This is a genomic window from Photobacterium panuliri, assembly GCF_059920555.1.
Genome location: NZ_CP197192.1, coordinates 3,314,593 through 3,331,076, shown reverse-complemented (window position 1 = coordinate 3,331,076; position 16,484 = coordinate 3,314,593). Strand labels below are relative to the sequence as shown.

The following is a 16,484-nucleotide window of genomic DNA, read 5'->3' as shown; positions in this document are numbered from 1 at the left end:
TTATCATTGGTGAAAATTTAGCTAAAGCGGTTGCATTCGCCAGTTTTAAGAGTAAAATTCCCGAGCTTAATTTGGCACGGGCCCCGTTATATTCTGGCGGGGCCATTTAATTTTACAGTAATGCAAAGAGGACGATATGGTAACCATTCGTTTGGCACGTCACGGCGCTAAAAAGCGTCCATTCTATCAAATCGTTGTTGCTGATTCTCGCGCTGCACGCGACGGTCGTAACATCGAGAAAATTGGTTTCTTCAACCCGCTAGCTAAGGGTCAGGAAGAGCGCCTACGTCTAGACCTAGACCGTGTTAACCACTGGGTAGGTCAAGGCGCAACTGTGTCTGACCGCGCAGCTAAGCTAATCAAAGACGCTGCTAAAGCGGCTTAATTAGCGATGTCAGGTAATAGAGAGGCTATGAGTATTCAAGACAACAACATCGTCGTCGGGAAACTTGGTTCCACATACGGCATCAAGGGTTGGCTCAAAGTTTTTTCTTTCACCGAAGACGCTGAGAGCATTTTTGCCTATCAGCCTTGGCTTGTGAAAGTGAAGGGTGAGTGGCAAGAGATCCGTGTTGAATCATGGAAGCGCCACGGTCAGGGTTTGGTAGCGAAGCTGGAAGGTTTGGATATCCGCGAGGATGCTCAAATGTTCACTAATGCTGAAGTCTACGTTGCTGCTGACCAACTGCCAGCGCTGTCAGATGACGAGTTCTACTGGCGTGAATTGATTGGAATGACAGTGATGACTACCGAAGGTTACGACCTAGGTAAAGTGACTGACATCCTGGAAACAGGTTCCAACGATGTATTGGTAGTTAAGGCTAATCTGAAAGATGCTTTTGGCCAAAAGGAACGCCTAATCCCGTTCCTCGATGAGCAGGTCATCAAGTCGATTGATCGCACTGCTCAGCGGATCGAAGTTGACTGGGATCCTGGATTCTAACCCCGGTAATTAGGTGGACATATGAAGGTAGGCATTATTAGCCTATTCCCTGAAATGTTTGATGCCATTACCAATTATGGGGTCACAGGCCAGGCGGTTAAAAAAGGCCTTTTGTCATTGGATACATGGAATCCTCGTGATTTCACCCATGACAAACACCGTACGGTCGATGATCGACCATACGGCGGTGGACCTGGGATGCTTATGATGGTTCAGCCATTGCGCGATGCCATTCATGCAGCAAAACAGTCCATTGATGGGCCGGCTAAAGTCATTTATCTGTCGCCTCAGGGCCGTAAGCTTGATCAAGCGGGTGTTGAGGAGCTGGCGCAGAACGAGAACTTGATTCTTATCTGCGGTCGCTATGAAGGGGTAGATGAGCGCATTATCCAACAAGAGGTAGACGAAGAATGGTCTATCGGGGATTTTGTGCTAACGGGTGGCGAACTGCCAGCCATGACGCTTGTCGATGCAGTCGTTCGGTTTGTACCGGGCGTTCTGGGAGATTTTGCGTCGGCAGAGGAAGACTCCTTTGCCAATGGCTTGCTTGATTGCCCACACTATACGCGTCCTGAAGTGTTGGACGGGCAGGAAGTCCCTCGGGTCTTGTTGTCAGGAAACCACAAGGATATAAGCCGCTGGCGGTTGAAACAATCGCTGGGCCGCACTTGGTTGAGAAGACCAGAGCTCCTGGAAAACCTAGCTCTGACTGACGATCAGGAATTCTTGCTGGCGGAGTTTATCCGCGAATACAAAGCAAGCATTTAATTAATTTAGTATCAGTTTATTCTAGGGTATTAACCAATGAGTAATATCATCAAAGCTCTTGAAGTAGAGCAAATGAAACAAGACCTTCCACAGTTCGCACCTGGTGACACTGTAGTTGTTCAAGTTAAAGTAAAAGAGGGTGAGCGCTCTCGTCTTCAGGCTTTTGAAGGCGTAGTAATTGCTAAGCGTAACCGTGGTCTACACTCTGCATTCACTGTTCGTAAGATTTCTAACGGTGAAGGCGTTGAGCGTGTATTCCAACTGCACTCTCCAGTAGTTGACAGCATTACTGTTAAGCGTCGCGGTGCAGTACGTCGTGCCAAACTGTACTACCTACGTGAGCGTTCTGGTAAAGCAGCTCGTATCAAAGAGAAGCTATCTTCTAAGTAATACGCTTGTCGTAAGACGCGAATTGAAAGCCCACCGCAAGGTGGGCTTTTTTTATGCGTGTGAAAATGGTGCTGAGCCGTGGGAAGGATATGTAAAGGGGAGAAACTTGATAGGGAATGAACGCAGGATGAGCCAAAAGGTTTAGCGACTGCGTGGGTGAGGAAGGTAATTTATGGATTATATTTCATTTTTATTTGATGCGTATCGATAAATATAAAATGCTTTTCATTTGTGTTTTTCTATTTTAAATCAATGTGTTGTCATTGGTTTTATTTATTAGTGGAAGATATTTATATGGATTCGTTAAAGTTGAATAAGTCTGTAGGGTTAGGGGATGCTGATAATACAAACGAAGATGTAAAAGCTGTCCAAAATGCACTAAATGTACTTCTTCACCTTATACCCCCATCACAGAAAATTATTGTTACAGGAACTCTTGGTTCTGTTCCTGCACAATCAAATACGGTTAAGGCAATCAAGGCTTTTCAACGTCAAATTCTTCGGTATTCAGCGCCTGACGGAAAGATAGATGTAAATGGGAAAACACACAAAAAGATTAATGAAAAGTTAAAGTTAGTCTCTCCTGCGTTATCTATTACTACAATTGTCCCTTGGATGAAGACTGCTTTAGGCCAATTGGGTCATCAGGAAGTTGCTGGTAAAAAATCAAATCCACAAATAATGGCTTACATTAAATCATCAGGGCTCTCATGGGTTAGCGATGATTCTCTCGAGGAGAGTGCTTGGTGTGGTGCTTTTGTTTATTGGATAATGAAGCAACATTGTGTATTTACTCTAGATGCTCCATATAGGGCTAAAAACTGGGCTTTATTTGGAAAAGCAGTGTCGTCACCTATTCATGGAGCTATTGCTGTTAAGGATCGAAAGGGTGGAGGACATGTTGGGTTTGTTGTTGGTCAAAATAGTGATGGCAGTAAACTATACATACTTGGTGGTAATCAGAGTAATCGGGTTAGCATAGCTCGATATCCAGCTAGTGATTTTCATACATTTGTTGTTCCTCATGACTTTGATACATCTACAGTAGGTCTCCCTGTTTATTCAGCGGCATCTGTTAAAGCTGGTTCTGAGGTCTAGTATGAAAAATAAGTTATTTATAGTGCTGGCTGTCGCTTTTTTTCAACTGCATGCCTCTGCATCCACTTCTTCATCATTGGATGCTGGCTTACAACAGGCTATTACGCATGCAGTTACGCTCACGGATTTTACGGCAGTACTTGATATTCAAACTGTCGAGTTGATTCCTGGTACGGAAGAGGATGAATGGGTAGACCGTAAGGTTAAAGCGAAAGTGGTAGATGTCATCAATGGGGATGTATCGCTTAGCGGTGAGATGATTGATTATGTTCAAGCGGTTGAAGCTGATCTTGTTCGAGACATTACTTATACCCCTGTAATAGTTAGTTTGTGCCGTGATGGAAATGTATGGATTGGTGCGGGAGTGGGGACATTTTTTGCGGCGATGCCTGAGCGTGTGGCTTATGCGAAAGAGGTGGCCGAAAAACATCATGATGGCACTCAGTCTCGACGCTTTTGTGAGTAGCGAAGTGCGGATGAACATGTGTATTTTGTGAGTGAAAAAAACCAGCCCGTAGGCTGGTTTTTTGATTCAGTGTTTTTCACCGATTATTTTGCAGCTTCTAGTTCACCGCTTTCTTCATCGGCCAAGTCGGTTTCACCTTTGCCTTTTGAGCGCTTGATGATCAATGCTGTGATACCGAAAGCACTGATGAGGCCCACGGCAGTAGACAGTGTCATTGGCAGACCGAAGCCTAGCTGGCTGTTATTCAGAATGAAGGTAATACATACCGTGGTCATGAAGATAGCCGGTACTGTCGTGACCCAATGCAGTTTGTTGTGGCGTAGCAGATAAGCCGATGCTGTCCACAGCATCATCACTGCGGTGGCCTGGTTCGCAAAGCCGAAGTAACGCCAGATGATCGCAAAGTCAACCTGAGTCAGGATGCCACCGACAACGAACAGTGGTACAGCCATTAGTAGGCGGTTACGTAGGGTTTTCTGCTCCATATTGAAGTATTCGGCCAAGATCAAACGGCTTGAGCGGAAGGCAGTGTCGCCTGAGGTGATCGGTAGAATGACCACGCCTAGGAAGGCGATGATGCCGCCAAATACGCCTAGCAGACCCATTGACGAATTGTAGACAACTGTACCCGGGCCACCATTGGCGACCGCTTCAGACAGGCCCTCGACCGAGCCGAAGAAAGACAGGGCAACCGCACACCAGATCAGGGCGATGACACCCTCGCCGATCATCGCGCCGTAGAAGACGAAACGGCCGTTCTTTTCATTTTCCATACAGCGTGCCATCAGCGGCGATTGGGTCGCGTGGAAGCCGGAGATCGCACCGCAGGCAATGGTGATGAACAACGCCGGCCACAGTGGCAGATCGTTAGGGTTCATGTTGGTGAACATCTGGCTTATCTCGTAACCCCCAAGCAGCGAGTGCTCGCTAGAGATCGCCATCGCGGTGATAAGACCGACCGACATGAAGATAAGCAGGGCGCCGAAGAATGGGTAGAAGCGGCCGATGATTTTGTCTACCGGGACAATGGTAGCCAGAATATAGTAGGCGAAAATGACCACGACCATGGTCGTCATCGACAAGCCGATATTGGTTTGCTCATTGACAAGGTTGGTGATCATGCCGGCAGGGGCCGAGACGAAGACGACACCAACAAGCAGCAACAGCACGATCGCAAAGATATTCATAAAGTGTTTTGCGCCGTTGCCTAGGTAGCGGCCGGTAATGCTCGGTACAGATGCACCACCATTGCGAATTGACAGCATGCCCGAGAAGTAGTCGTGAACCGCACCGGCAAAGATACAACCCAGTACAATCCAGAGCATGGCCGCCGGGCCGTAGAGTGCCCCCATGATCGGGCCGAAAATCGGACCGACACCGGCAATGTTCAGCAATTGGACTAGATAGACTTTTTTGTTAGACATCGGGACGTAGTCCACGCCGTCATTTTTGGTATACGCAGGGGTTTTGCGGTTCTCGTTAACACCGAATACTTTTTCGATAAATGCACCGTAGATGAAATATCCACCTACCAGTGCGGCGACACACATCAGAAACCAGGCCATAAATTGTCTCTCTATATCCTTGGGAGTGGGATGGTTAATTTGGCGCGCTTTGCCTTGTCATCCTGGCAACGGGCGCAAAACTCATTTATTCAGCTGCCATCCTAAGCTTTTTATCGCTAGATGCACGGTCAAAAAGGGCGAGTGGTTCTATGGCCCGCTGAACGGTCGATAGCCTGCTTGAGCGGTTTTTCCGATGTTGTAAGACGGTTTTGCCGAGTGATTTCGGTATTGATGGTAAAAGCGAAAATTCGTGATGGGTGTCCGGTTTCATTGGTGCTTGTTAAGCCACCATTGGGTTTTCTAAGTTACTGTAGAAAAAGATTATATTCTACAGTGTCGGGCGTAGTGCAAGGAGGAGATATGCGTGTTATGAAAATACAGATATTGGTAGCCGGGGCGGCGGCCATACTATTGTCAGGTTGTGTGACGCAGTCGTCGTTGATCGAAGAGGGCAATTGGTACAAGCTCGGCTTCCTCAATGGAAAGCAGGGCATGCATCCGACTGCGATGACGGTACTGGAAGAGAAAACGGAGCAAACAGAGGGAGCCCAGCCGCTTGACTATGGGCAATATCAAGCGGGCTATCAGGCCGGTATCGAACAGTATTGTACCCCGGAGCAATTGGAGCAATTTGGCCAAGAAGGCAAAAATAACTGGGGGGCGTGCGAGTTTCGCCGCGACCAGAAAGGCCTCTACATGATCTACTGGCAGCGCGGCTATGACAAATGGCTCAGCTTCAAGGGGCCTGCTGACTTTTAGCGAGCTCCTCAAGTTAGCCCGAAGCGGTCTTTGAGCTCCTTGAGGTAGCGGCGACTGACGGGGGCATGATGGCCGTGCTGGGTTGTGATCTCAGCAAGGCCATTATCCAGCAGCTTGATCTCTCTGATGGCTTTGGGGTGGATCAGGTATTGTCGATGACACCGGATCAGCGGTGTCTTCTCCTCCAGTGTCTTGAGCGTAAGGTGAGTGGTCGCTTTGGTATCATGGGTGACCGCATGTACCCCGCTCAGATCAGAGAAGGCCACCTCAATATCGGCCGGGCTAAGCAGTACGATACGGTTATGGCCGCTGCACGGGATCAGCTCCAGCATGTCAGAGGTGAGTGGGGAATAGTCTACTTGATGGCACTCACGGCTGAGGCGATCCAAGGTTTTGGAAAGCCGTGCAGGCTCGACGGGTTTGAGTAAGTAATCGAATGCATTGTCTTCGAAAGCCTTGAGGGCGAACTCATCGTAGGCCGTCACGAAGACGACCTTGGGCATGGTGTCTTGGTCGAGCATGCTGAGTAATTCAACACCGGTGAGCTGAGGCATCTGGATATCAAGGAAGATAGCATCGGGCTTGAGGGCGTTGATCTTCTTCAGCCCCTCGATGGCATTGCTGCACTCTCCAATCACTTGGATGCGGCCGCTTTCCTCGAGTAGTTCGATAAGTTCTTCGCGGGCGTATTTTTCGTCGTCAATGACCAGCGCCTTGATCATGCAGCATGTTCTCCGTTTATTGTATTCTCGCAAGGGAGCTTTATGGTAGCCCGGGTCCAGAGCTGGGGCTGGCAGCTCATTGCCAATCCATAGTGTTTGCCGAACATATTCTTCAGGCGTTTGTCGACAATCTTCATCCCCAATCCGCTTTCTTCCCCTACCGGGGCATAATTACCGGCGTTATCTTCGACCTCAAGTATGATCTGGCCACCATCCGAATAGCCGTTGATGGTGATTTTACCATTTTCCAATAGCGATGAGGTGCCATGTTTGATGGCATTCTCGACTAATGGCTGGAGAGTAAAAGTCGGCAGCCTAAGGGCGTGGAGAGATGGCGGGACATTGATTTCTATATGGAGCCGGTCGGAAAAACGTGCCAGTTCAATCTCGAGATACGCCTGCACATGCTGCAGCTCCTCGCCGAGGGTGACGGTATCGATATTTTGCTTGAGGTTGCTGCGGAAAAACTGCGACAGGTGCTGTATCAGTTGACGGGCCTTGTCGGGATCGCGGCGGATAACCGCGCTAATGGTGTTGAGCGCGTTGAACAGGAAGTGCGGGTTGACCTGTGCCTGCAATAGCCGCAGCTCGGCTTGAACCAAGAGGTTTTGCTGCTGGATGTAGCGGCCGGTTAAGATCTGGTTGGATAGCAGCTTGGCTATCCCTTCGCCGAGGGTCACATTGACCGTGGAAAACAGCTTTCGCTTGGGCTCGTAGAGTTTGATGGTGCCGAGTACCTCATTGTTGCCGCCGACCAGCGGGATCACCAGTGCCGAGCCGAGGCGGCACTTTTCATGCAGCGAACATTGGTAGGGGATATCATAGCCGTCGGCATAGACCAGTTCGCAGGCATCAATAGCCCGGCGGGTATAACCTGATGAGATGGGAGTACCTGGCAGATGGTGGTCATCGCCGATCCCGATAAAGGCGAGAATTTTCTCCCGGTCGGTGATAGCGACCGCGCCGACCCCTGTTTCCTCGTAGACGATATTGGCGATTTTCTTGGTGCTTTCTTCGTTGAAGCCTTGGCTGAGGATCCCGACGGAGCGCTGGGCGATCTTCAGGGCCCGGTTTGAAAATGCCGCCGAGTATTTTTCGTAGATGGTTTTCCGGTCAAGAATAATGCTCATGAAAAAAGCCGCCCCGACCGAGTTGGCGATAACCATTGGCAGGGCAATGGCGCTGACCAGCTGGACGGCTTTGTCGAACGGCTCGGCCACCGCCAATATGATCAGCATTTGCACTATTTCGGCGAATAGGGTGACGGCAAAGACGACAACAGGACGGAATAACTGGTCGACTTGGCCTCGTCGGACAAAGTAGCTGTGCATCAAGCCACCGATCACCCCTTCGGCGGTGGTGGAGATCGCACAGGCAAGATCGGTAAATCCCCCAAGGCTGTAACGGTGCAATCCTCCGGTAAGACCGACGGCAAAACCGACCACTGGCCCGCCTAGTAGCCCCCCCATAACCGCACCGATTGCACGGGTATTGGCAATAGCATCTTCTATGTGCAATCCGAAGTAAGTGCCTAAAATACAAAAGAGGGAAAACAGGATATAGCAGGTGAAGCGCTGCGATAACCGCCCGGATACCGATGTCAGAGGCATGAATAGCGGTGTCTTGCTGAGCAGGTAGGCCAGCACTAGGTATACACTGAGTTGCTGGAGGAGCGAGAAAATCAGTTCCATTGCGTTTATTCGCTGTGAGATTGCCAGTGGCTTATGCCGTTATGGTAACTGGATTTTAACGCGCATACCAAAAAACGCTGAACGGAAATAATTGTTTACGGATGGATTTTATACTTTACATCGCTTGCAATTTAATCTGAATGGCTGTTATTGTTCGCTTTATGACAGGGTGTCCTGTTTTTTCTTTATCGAGTGTATCTAATTTTTTACAGGGAAGCCCGCATGCATAAAGACCAACTGAATAATGTCCATATTGAGAATGAATCGGTACTCATTACGCCCAATGAGCTGCGTAGCAAGCTCCCGGTGAGCGAGTCGGCATTAAGTTTTGTCAGCCAGTCGCGCCGGACGATTGCCGATATTATCCACCACCGGGATCACCGCCTGTTGGTCGTCTGCGGGCCGTGCTCTATCCATGATGTTGAGGCCGCGAAGATCTATGCGGAAAAGCTCAAGCGGTTGTCTGAGGAGCTGGGTGACCAGCTGTATATTGTCATGCGGGTCTATTTTGAGAAGCCGAGGACGACTGTTGGCTGGAAGGGGTTGATCAACGATCCTGACCTCGACGGTTCGTTCGAGGTCGAAAAAGGGCTTCATATTGCCCGCCAGTTGCTGATTGACCTGGTGGAGATGGGGATCCCGTTGGCCACCGAGGCACTGGATCCGATCAGCCCGCAATATATCGGTGATCTGTTTAGCTGGGCGGCTATCGGGGCGCGTACAACGGAATCGCAGACTCACCGTGAGATGGCTAGCGGCTTGTCGATGCCGGTTGGGTTCAAGAATGGAACCGACGGCAGCTTGGGGACTGCGATCAACGCGATGCAGGCGGCGGCATCTGGCCACCGTTTCATGGGGATCAACCCCGATGGCCAGGTCGCTTTGCTTAACACCCAGGGTAACCCAGACGGCCATGTGATCCTGCGAGGGGGCAAGCAGACCAATTACGACTCTGTCTCAGTGACCGAATGTGAAAACGAGATGAAAGCATCAGGCCTTTCGCCATCGCTGATGGTAGACTGTAGCCATGCAAACTCACGCAAGGATTACCGCCGTCAACCGCTGGTGGCAGAAGATGTGATCCATCAGATCCGTGAGGGTAACAAGTCGATTATCGGCTTGATGCTGGAAAGCCATATTAACGAAGGAAATCAGAGTGCGGATTTGGCGCGTGAAGAGATGGCCTACGGGGTGTCGATCACCGATGCCTGCATCAGTTGGGAAACAACCGAAACCTTACTTCGTCATATTCACCAAGAACTGATGCCGTTTCTTCCGGTACGTACCGAATCTTAATTCCGCAAGAGAGCAGAGAGCCATAGATGGTTGCTGAACTGAGTAAACTACGAGATCAAATTGACGAGGTCGACCGCCAGATGGTCGCACTTCTTGCCCAGCGGCTGGCGCTGGTCGAGGAGGTCGGCCATGTCAAAAGCCAGCACGGATTACCGATTTATGCCCCGGATCGTGAGGCTGCGATGTTGGCCTCTCGTCGTCAAGAGGCCGAAAACCAGGGGGTTCCTCCCGATCTGATTGAAGATATCTTGCGCCGAACGATGCGAGAGTCATACGCCAGCGAGAATGACTCTGGCTTCAAGTGCCTTAACCCGCAGCTCCGTCCTATTGTGGTGGTTGGTGGTCATGGCCAGCTTGGTGGTTTGTTCTGCCGCTTGTTTGCCCTGTCGGGTTATACCATCCGTAAGTTAGGAAGCGGTGACTGGGATCGTGCTGACGAATTGCTGGCAGACGCCGGGATGGTCGTGGTATCGGTACCGATTAATATTACCGAGCAGATCATCGCGAAACTGGGCAACTTGCCCGAAGATTGTATTCTTGCTGATTTGACATCGGTGAAGAGTGGCCCGCTTCAGGCGATGCTTGAGGTTCACTCCGGACCGGTTGTTGGCCTGCATCCGATGTTTGGCCCTGATATTGCCAGCTTGGCCAAGCAAGTCGTCGCCTACTGTGACGGGCGGATGCCTGAGAGTTATCAGTGGTTGCTTGAGCAGATTCAGATCTGGGGCGCAACACTCAATCGGATCAGTGCGATTGAGCACGACGAGGGGATGACCCTGATTCAGGCTCTTCGCCATTTCACGTCGTTTGCCTATGGCGTGCATTTGGCGGAAGAAGATCCCAAGCTGGAGCAACTGCTGTCATTGAGTTCGCCGATTTACCGGTTGGAACTGGCGATGGTAGGCCGGTTGTTTGCTCAGGACGCGCAGTTATATGCGGACATTATTATGTCATCGCCGCAAAATATTGCGATGATCAAGCGCTTTCATCAACGGTTTGGTGAAGCTATCGAAATGCTGGATAACCAAGACAAGGAGACGTTCAAGCAGGCTTTTGGCCGGGTCGAAAATTGGTTTGGGGATTATGCCCAGCATTTTTTAATCGAGAGCCAGGGATTGCTTAGACAGGCGAACGATTCAACTCACCGTAAAGCGTAAGAGCCCAAGAGGGCTGATAGCAGGAAAAGGCCCGCCCCATTGAAGGGGCGGGCCTTTTGTTATGTAGAGCTGCCGTGGGCGGTTATGGGGTTATCTCGACATCTGTTGGGCTGACGTTCTCGCTGGGATAACACCCCAGCACTTTGATGAACCGTGTCAGGTGAGTGAGTTCTTCGAGAGCCTGCTGCATAACGCCTGACTTGATGTTCTCTTGTACGTCAACATAGAACATCTCCTCCCACGGATTGCCGATTACCGGTCGTGATTCGAGCTTTGTCATATTGATATTGAGGTTGCGCAGTACCAGCAGACATTCAACCAGCGAACCGGCTTTCTGGGCTGTTGACATGATCAGGGTTGTTTTGGCTGGGATCAGCGAGGTGACATCGACGGGTTTGCGGGCCACAACGATGAAACGGGTGAAATTCTCCTGTTGGTTGGCAATATTGCTCTTCACCGGGGTTAGTCCGTAAAGCTCGCCGCTGGCGGCATTGCCGATTGCAGCGACGTTCGGACGTTTGATTTCGGCGACTTTCTGCATTGCCTCGGCTGTACTTGAACAGTATTCTTGGGTGATCTCGCCCAGCGAATGGAGGTATTCGCTACATTGCTGGTGGGGTTGCGGATGCGAGTACAGGGTATCAATTTGGTCAACCTGAGTGTCGACAGCCACAAGCAGGCAGTGATCAATAGGCTGGGTGATTTCCCCGACAATAGACAGGCTGGTGTGCTGCAATAGGTCATAGACCTCGTTGATCGAGCCAGAACTGGTGTTCTCAATCGGCAGTACCCCGAAATCGGCATTGCCAATTTCAACAGTATGGAGAACATCGCGGAATGTCGAACAGCTGATCTCTACCAGTTTGGTTTGTTTTTTGCTGAAGTAGTGATGGCTGGCAAGGTTTGAATAGGATCCCTTGGCGCCAAGAAAAGAGACGCGAGCAACGGGCTGAAGACTGTCTGGGTTGGCTAGTGTTTGCAGGTAGGCTTGCTGGAACAGGACTGAGTCTTCAATGATGGCATGGAAGATTTGAGTGACATACTGGGCGTCTAGGTTGAGTGCGCGGCCTGTTTCGATAAGTCGTAGCAGCAGAGCGTGTTCGCGTGTCTGGTCTCGAACTGGCTTGGCGGTTTGAATTTTACTTTTGGCCACTTCGAGGCTCAGCTGTCGCCGCTCTGCCAGCAACGAGAGGATCTCGTTATCGATACGGGTCACATTGGTTCGGATATCGTCTAGCGAATACATCGGTTCGGTCATTGTCACGTCCTGTCTGTTGGCAACCCATACAAAAAAGCCTCCCGGTCAGGAGGCTGTCTGTTCGTCTTTCGCTTGTCTCTCGCGCAACGAATAGCCCCCGTTATGGCGACATAAAAAACAAGCGAAAGAAAAACAGTTTGCTGGATTTCATTAATACCAAAATGATTATTTTATGTTAGATATGGTTCAACATTATTCAGCGGTGCATTGGATGTCAAGCAGAAACTAAACAGCCCTGCAAGGGCAGGGCTGTCTTGGCCTCATGTCGTTGTACTCGGAACTTATTCGGTTAGCCAAACAGTATTCTTCGTGACATATATGGGAGGACTTTTTGTGATGGGGCGCTGTTACTAGGATCAACGCCCCGAGTAATCCTCATGAATGATTATGCTTCTTCGGCTTCTTCATTTTCAACGTCAACGTCAGCTTCAACTTCAGGCTTGTCACTGTGACTTGCGCGGCGAGCCGCTGGCTTGTGAGTTTGCTTGTTTAGTTGGCGTTCGAGTTTTTGGTAAACTTCCGCAATGGCACCGTACATATCTTCATGCTCTGCTGAGGCAACAAGTTGACCTCCCGGAATAGCAGCAGATGCTTCAACTTTAAAGTGTCGGTTTGGTTCTGTGCTGATCACTGCGTGTTTATTGAGTAGCTGAACTTGATATTTCTCCAACTTCTTGAATTTAAACTCGATTCTCTCACGGATAGCAGGGGTGACTTCAAGGTTTTTGCCGGCGATGTCTACTGTCATAAATGTTTTCCTCTTTTGCTACCCTTCGTTGGGTTGACTTCAGATTACTAAAATCAGGCAGGAATAACGTGATCTGGATCACACTTATTTTTTTAATTTATTGTTCGGAAAAATTCTGTGATCCGGTTTTGTTTGTTGCAAAAAAGTTTGATGAAAGTACTTGTAGTCGGTTTTTGTTTTGGGGCAGTATGGGGGAGTAGACAAGACTGATGGCCGGTGCTATTCAGGGGGTAAATACGGTTTAAAACAATGCCTTGCGTTCTTTTTGACCATCACCTTCAATCTTGTGAGCTCCACTTACATTCTTGTTTATCCTTTCTCTGTTTATGCAGAGATAAAAAAACAGCAGCCATTGGGCTGCTGTTTTTTTTGGGAGATGCTATCGATTATGGATTGAGCGTCATTAGTTCGCGTGTGTGTTCCAGCGGTTCTTGCAGCCCGAGTTCCTCATAAGCGGTTTCCATCAATGCTAATGATTTGCGTGCCGCCATCGTATCGGCATATTCACGCTGGATCAGTTGAGCACGATTGATAGCGGCAACCCATGCCCCACGGCGAATATAAAAATCGGTCGTGGCAAGTTCGTAATCGGCTAGGCGGTTTTTCAAAAAGACCATACGTGCTTTGGAATCAGCGGCGTAGCGGCTGTTCGGGTAGCGTTCAAGCAGGCGCTTGAAATCACGAAATGCCTTGCGAGCCGGTTCAGGGTCACGGTCAAAACGATCAATGTTGAAAAGATCGTGCATGAAGCTGCGATCTTGGGCCATGTGGGTCAAGCCGCGCATGTACAATACCCAGTCGGATTTTTCGTGAGCTGGGTTGAGGCGGTTGAACCTGTCGATGGTGGCTTCACCAAGGGCTAGGTCATCGTTTTTGTAGTAGGCGTAAATCAAGTCAAGTTGTACCTGCTCTGAATACGCACCAAACGGGTAGCGTGAGTCCAGTGTTTCCAGGCGCTCGATAGCCGTAGTCCAGCTGCCGTTTTGCAGGGCCTGCTGGGCAGTGGCATACAACTCTGAAGGCGGTACATCCGGTACCACTTCTTCCGTGCTTGAACAGCCGCTAAGAATGGCTAGGGCAAGCAGAGACGTAAGAGTCAGGCGTTTCATGGAGGCGTTAGTTTCCTTGCTATAAATTTTATTTCGGCAGATCCATTACGAATGGAACCGTTAACGGATACAATGACACTAATAGGTTATTGTACTCAGCGTTTGACTTTTAGTCCCACGCTTTTTGAAAAAGTTCGCGATGGCACAGCAGATAGAGTTAACAAATACAGTAAAAGATAGCCAATTGGGCATGCGCCTAGATCAGGTTATCGCTGATTTATACCCAGACTACTCCCGCTCACGGATTAAAGAGTGGATTCTTAACGGTATGGTTTCGGTTGATGGGGAAGTCATTACCAAACCAAGAATCAAGATGATGGGCGGCGAAGAGCTGCTGGTCAAGGCTGAGATCGAGGACGAAGTTCGTTTCGTTGCTCAGGATATTCCGCTGGATATCGTTTACGAAGACGATGATATTTTGGTGATCAACAAACCGCGTGATTTCGTGGTTCACCCTGGTGCGGGAACGCCGGACGGCACAGTGCTCAACGCCTTGCTGCACCATAGTCCGGCTTTGGCGGAAGTGCCACGTGCCGGTATCGTCCACCGTCTGGATAAGGACACTACCGGCCTGATGGTGGTAGCAAAGACTATTCAGTCGCAGACGCGTCTGGTTCGTGCTCTGCAAAAGCGCAAGATCACCCGTGAGTACGAGGCCATTGCGATGGGCCGTATGACCGGTGGCGGTCGTGTTGAGAAGCCGATTGGCCGTCACCCGACCAAGCGTACTTGCATGGCGGTGAATGAAATGGGTAAGCCGGCGATCACTCGCTTCCGTGTTGCCGAGCATTTCCGTGACCATACCCGTATTGTGTTGCGTTTGGAAACGGGCCGTACCCACCAGATCCGTGTCCATATGGCGTACCTGAGCCACCCGCTGCTTGGTGATGCAACCTACGGTGGCCGTCCGCGTCCGCCGCGTGATGCATCGGAAGAGCTGATCATGGCCCTGCGTGCGTTTGACCGACAGGCTCTGCATGCTCGCATGTTGCGTCTGGAGCATCCGATCACTGGCGAGTTGATGGAATGGCGAGCGCCGTTGCCGACAGACATGATTGCGATGATCAATATCTTGCGCAACGACAAAGAAGAGCATCAAGAGGACGAGTACTAAGATGCTTATTATCCCTAACTGGCCGGCCCCGGCGAGGGTCAAGGCTGTAGCGACCACTCGCATCGGCGGTGTGAGCGAGGCACCTTACCGGGGGTTCAACCTCGGTGACCATGTTGGGGATCGTCCTGATGATGTTGCAGCTAACCGTAAGGCGCTACAGCAGCAGCTGGGACTAGCGTCTCCGCTCCGATGGTTGAACCAGATCCACAGTACCAAGGTGCTAAATATTGATGGCTCCGTACCGGCCTCTGTAGAGGTTGATGGCAGTTACACCAGCCATCAGGGTATGCCATGTGTTGTGATGACGGCTGATTGCCTGCCGGTATTGCTTTGCGACAAGGCTGGGACACAGGTAGCAGCGGTGCATGCCGGGTGGCGAGGTCTGGTTGACGGCATTATTGAAAATGCCTTGGCGGAGTTCAGCGTTCCGGGCGGTGAGATTATGGCTTGGCTCGGTCCGGCTATTAGTCAGGCTGCCTTTGAGGTGGGGGGCGAAGTGCGAGAGCAGTTTGTTGCCCATGATCCTGCTGCCGAAGCGGCTTTTACGGCCCACGGCAAGGGTAAATGGCTGGCTGATTTGTATCTGTTGGCAAGACAGCGTCTGCAACGGCAGGGCGTAATTGAGGTGTATGGTGGAGAATATTGTACATTCTCGGAACCGGATCGCTTCTTTTCCTACCGTCGAGACGGTGTTACTGGCAGACAGGCGAGTTTGATTTGGCTTGATGCCGAGTCGTGATCATTCGAGATATGACATTGAAAGGCCCCGTCATTTGGCGGGGCCTTTTTGTATCTGTGCTTTATTGCAACTCATTGCAAGATAGTGAGTTGGGTTGGAGAGGCGGGTGCGAGTTCGATCACTTTCGCTCCGTAGGGCACGTTATAGGCCTGGTATCCGTTGTTGATCGCGCGGTAGAAGCGATGGTTAATCGGATCGTGCAGTAGCACAACGCCTTTGTAGCTAACGGTACGGAGCATAGCATTATTGATGATCACAACGCTGGTGTTGCTGTTTCCGCTGCGTCGCCTTTCAATTCGCGCTTCGGTGCGGTTTTCAATTCGTGCTTCTTGGCGTATCTCCTGTCGAGTTTCTTGAATAGGGCGCTGAGCCCAAACAGAGGAGGATGTCAGGAGGGATACAATAGTAATGAAACACAGAGCCAGACGTTGTTTGATCATTATCTCTCACCTTTGAAACAGTATGGGGTACGGATTAAATGGTATGCCATTCTGTCGTGGTGAGCAATATACAGGGTGATGTACTGTTAAATACAAGAGAATTCCCCATGCATGTGCCGATGAATAGCAGATTGCTTCATTCTTGAGGGATGAGATAAATGGCTTATAGGGAATAAATTTGGTTGAAAAGCGTGACGGTCACCACCATATCTACTTTTGAA

General features: G+C 50.1%; 18 protein-coding genes and 1 other annotated feature. Of the genes, 11 read left to right on the top strand and 7 right to left on the bottom strand.

Annotation, left to right across the window (positions count from 1 at the left end; translation table 11 throughout):
* Window positions 1-136: 136 nt before the first annotated feature.
* The 6 genes from rpsP to ACSF8X_RS15200 all read left to right on the top strand — a co-directional run bounded on the left by rpsP (window position 137) and on the right by ACSF8X_RS15200 (window position 3,665).
* On the top strand, window positions 137-385 hold the full coding sequence (rpsP, locus tag ACSF8X_RS15225; protein WP_047879367.1) for a 30S ribosomal protein S16: 249 nt from the start codon (window positions 137-139) through the stop codon (window positions 383-385).
* Window positions 386-412: 27 nt separating this feature from the next.
* Window positions 413-943 carry a ribosome maturation factor RimM gene (rimM, locus tag ACSF8X_RS15220; protein WP_047879366.1) on the top strand — a complete coding sequence of 177 codons (531 nt, stop codon included), beginning with the start codon at window positions 413-415 and terminating at the stop codon, window positions 941-943.
* Between the two features lie 21 nt (window positions 944-964).
* Complete coding sequence (trmD, locus tag ACSF8X_RS15215; protein WP_047879365.1) at window positions 965-1,711, top strand: tRNA (guanosine(37)-N1)-methyltransferase TrmD; 747 nt, start codon at window positions 965-967, stop codon at window positions 1,709-1,711.
* Between the two features lie 36 nt (window positions 1,712-1,747).
* The gene (gene rplS / locus ACSF8X_RS15210) at window positions 1,748-2,101 is read left to right on the top strand and encodes a 50S ribosomal protein L19 (protein WP_047879364.1); all 354 of its coding nucleotides are present in this window, start codon (window positions 1,748-1,750) and stop codon (window positions 2,099-2,101) included.
* A 294-nt stretch (window positions 2,102-2,395) separates the two neighbouring features.
* Window positions 2,396-3,199 (top strand): TIGR02594 family protein, encoded by an 804-nt coding sequence (locus tag ACSF8X_RS15205; RefSeq protein ID WP_500850352.1) that lies wholly within the window; start codon window positions 2,396-2,398, stop codon window positions 3,197-3,199.
* Window position 3,200: 1 nt separating this feature from the next.
* Entirely contained in the window at window positions 3,201-3,665 is a 465-nt protein-coding gene (locus tag ACSF8X_RS15200; protein ID WP_500850351.1) for a hypothetical protein, read from the top strand.
* Between the two features lie 83 nt (window positions 3,666-3,748).
* On the opposite strand, the gene ACSF8X_RS15195 is transcribed toward ACSF8X_RS15200, so the two are convergent.
* On the bottom strand, window positions 3,749-5,230 hold the full coding sequence (locus tag ACSF8X_RS15195) for a carbon starvation CstA family protein (protein WP_500850350.1): 1,482 nt from the start codon (window positions 5,228-5,230) through the stop codon (window positions 3,749-3,751).
* A gap of 369 nt (window positions 5,231-5,599) precedes the next feature.
* On the opposite strand from ACSF8X_RS15195, the gene ACSF8X_RS15190 reads away from it, so the two are divergent.
* Window positions 5,600-5,989: a DUF2799 domain-containing protein gene (locus ACSF8X_RS15190; RefSeq protein ID WP_500850349.1), complete on the top strand. Its 390-nt coding sequence runs from the start codon at window positions 5,600-5,602 to the stop codon at window positions 5,987-5,989.
* A gap of 8 nt (window positions 5,990-5,997) precedes the next feature.
* Here the strand turns inward: ACSF8X_RS15190 and btsR are convergent, their stop codons facing one another.
* Together btsR and ACSF8X_RS15180 are read right to left on the bottom strand one after the other, a co-directional pair.
* A complete protein-coding gene (gene btsR, locus ACSF8X_RS15185; RefSeq protein ID WP_500850348.1) occupies window positions 5,998-6,711 on the bottom strand; it encodes a two-component system response regulator BtsR in 714 nt (237 codons plus the stop codon).
* Window positions 6,708-8,402, bottom strand: a complete 1,695-nt coding sequence (locus ACSF8X_RS15180; RefSeq protein WP_500850347.1) for a LytS/YhcK type 5TM receptor domain-containing protein — start codon at window positions 8,400-8,402, stop codon at window positions 6,708-6,710. The genes btsR and ACSF8X_RS15180 overlap by 4 nt, the downstream gene beginning before the upstream one ends.
* 222 nt (window positions 8,403-8,624) lie before the next feature.
* On the opposite strand from ACSF8X_RS15180, the gene ACSF8X_RS15175 reads away from it, so the two are divergent.
* On the top strand, window positions 8,625-9,698 hold the full coding sequence (locus ACSF8X_RS15175) for a 3-deoxy-7-phosphoheptulonate synthase (RefSeq protein WP_047879360.1): 1,074 nt from the start codon (window positions 8,625-8,627) through the stop codon (window positions 9,696-9,698).
* Between the two features lie 26 nt (window positions 9,699-9,724).
* Entirely contained in the window at window positions 9,725-10,855 is a 1,131-nt protein-coding gene (gene tyrA, locus ACSF8X_RS15170; RefSeq protein WP_500850346.1) for a bifunctional chorismate mutase/prephenate dehydrogenase, read from the top strand.
* 82 nt (window positions 10,856-10,937) lie between these two features.
* Here tyrA and pheA read toward each other — a convergent pair whose 3' ends face one another.
* The 3 genes from pheA to bamD form a co-directional block, all read right to left on the bottom strand.
* A complete protein-coding gene (pheA, locus tag ACSF8X_RS15165) occupies window positions 10,938-12,113 on the bottom strand; it encodes a prephenate dehydratase (RefSeq protein ID WP_500850345.1) in 1,176 nt (391 codons plus the stop codon).
* Between the two features lie 27 nt (window positions 12,114-12,140).
* Window positions 12,141-12,262: a sequence feature (Phe leader region), on the bottom strand.
* A 236-nt stretch (window positions 12,263-12,498) separates the two neighbouring features.
* The gene (gene hpf, locus ACSF8X_RS15160) at window positions 12,499-12,861 is read right to left on the bottom strand and encodes a ribosome hibernation-promoting factor, HPF/YfiA family (RefSeq protein ID WP_047879357.1); all 363 of its coding nucleotides are present in this window, start codon (window positions 12,859-12,861) and stop codon (window positions 12,499-12,501) included.
* Between the two features lie 386 nt (window positions 12,862-13,247).
* The gene (bamD, locus tag ACSF8X_RS15155) at window positions 13,248-13,970 is read right to left on the bottom strand and encodes an outer membrane protein assembly factor BamD (protein ID WP_047879356.1); all 723 of its coding nucleotides are present in this window, start codon (window positions 13,968-13,970) and stop codon (window positions 13,248-13,250) included.
* A gap of 139 nt (window positions 13,971-14,109) precedes the next feature.
* On the opposite strand from bamD, the gene rluD reads away from it, so the two are divergent.
* Together rluD and pgeF are read left to right on the top strand one after the other, a co-directional pair.
* Window positions 14,110-15,084, top strand: coding sequence for a 23S rRNA pseudouridine(1911/1915/1917) synthase RluD (rluD, locus tag ACSF8X_RS15150; RefSeq protein WP_047879355.1), 975 nt, complete (start codon window positions 14,110-14,112; stop codon window positions 15,082-15,084).
* 1 nt (window position 15,085) lies between these two features.
* On the top strand, window positions 15,086-15,823 hold the full coding sequence (pgeF, locus tag ACSF8X_RS15145) for a peptidoglycan editing factor PgeF (protein ID WP_500850344.1): 738 nt from the start codon (window positions 15,086-15,088) through the stop codon (window positions 15,821-15,823).
* Between the two features lie 71 nt (window positions 15,824-15,894).
* Here pgeF and ACSF8X_RS15140 read toward each other — a convergent pair whose 3' ends face one another.
* Entirely contained in the window at window positions 15,895-16,263 is a 369-nt protein-coding gene (locus tag ACSF8X_RS15140; RefSeq protein WP_500850343.1) for a hypothetical protein, read from the bottom strand.
* Window positions 16,264-16,484 lie beyond the last annotated feature (221 nt).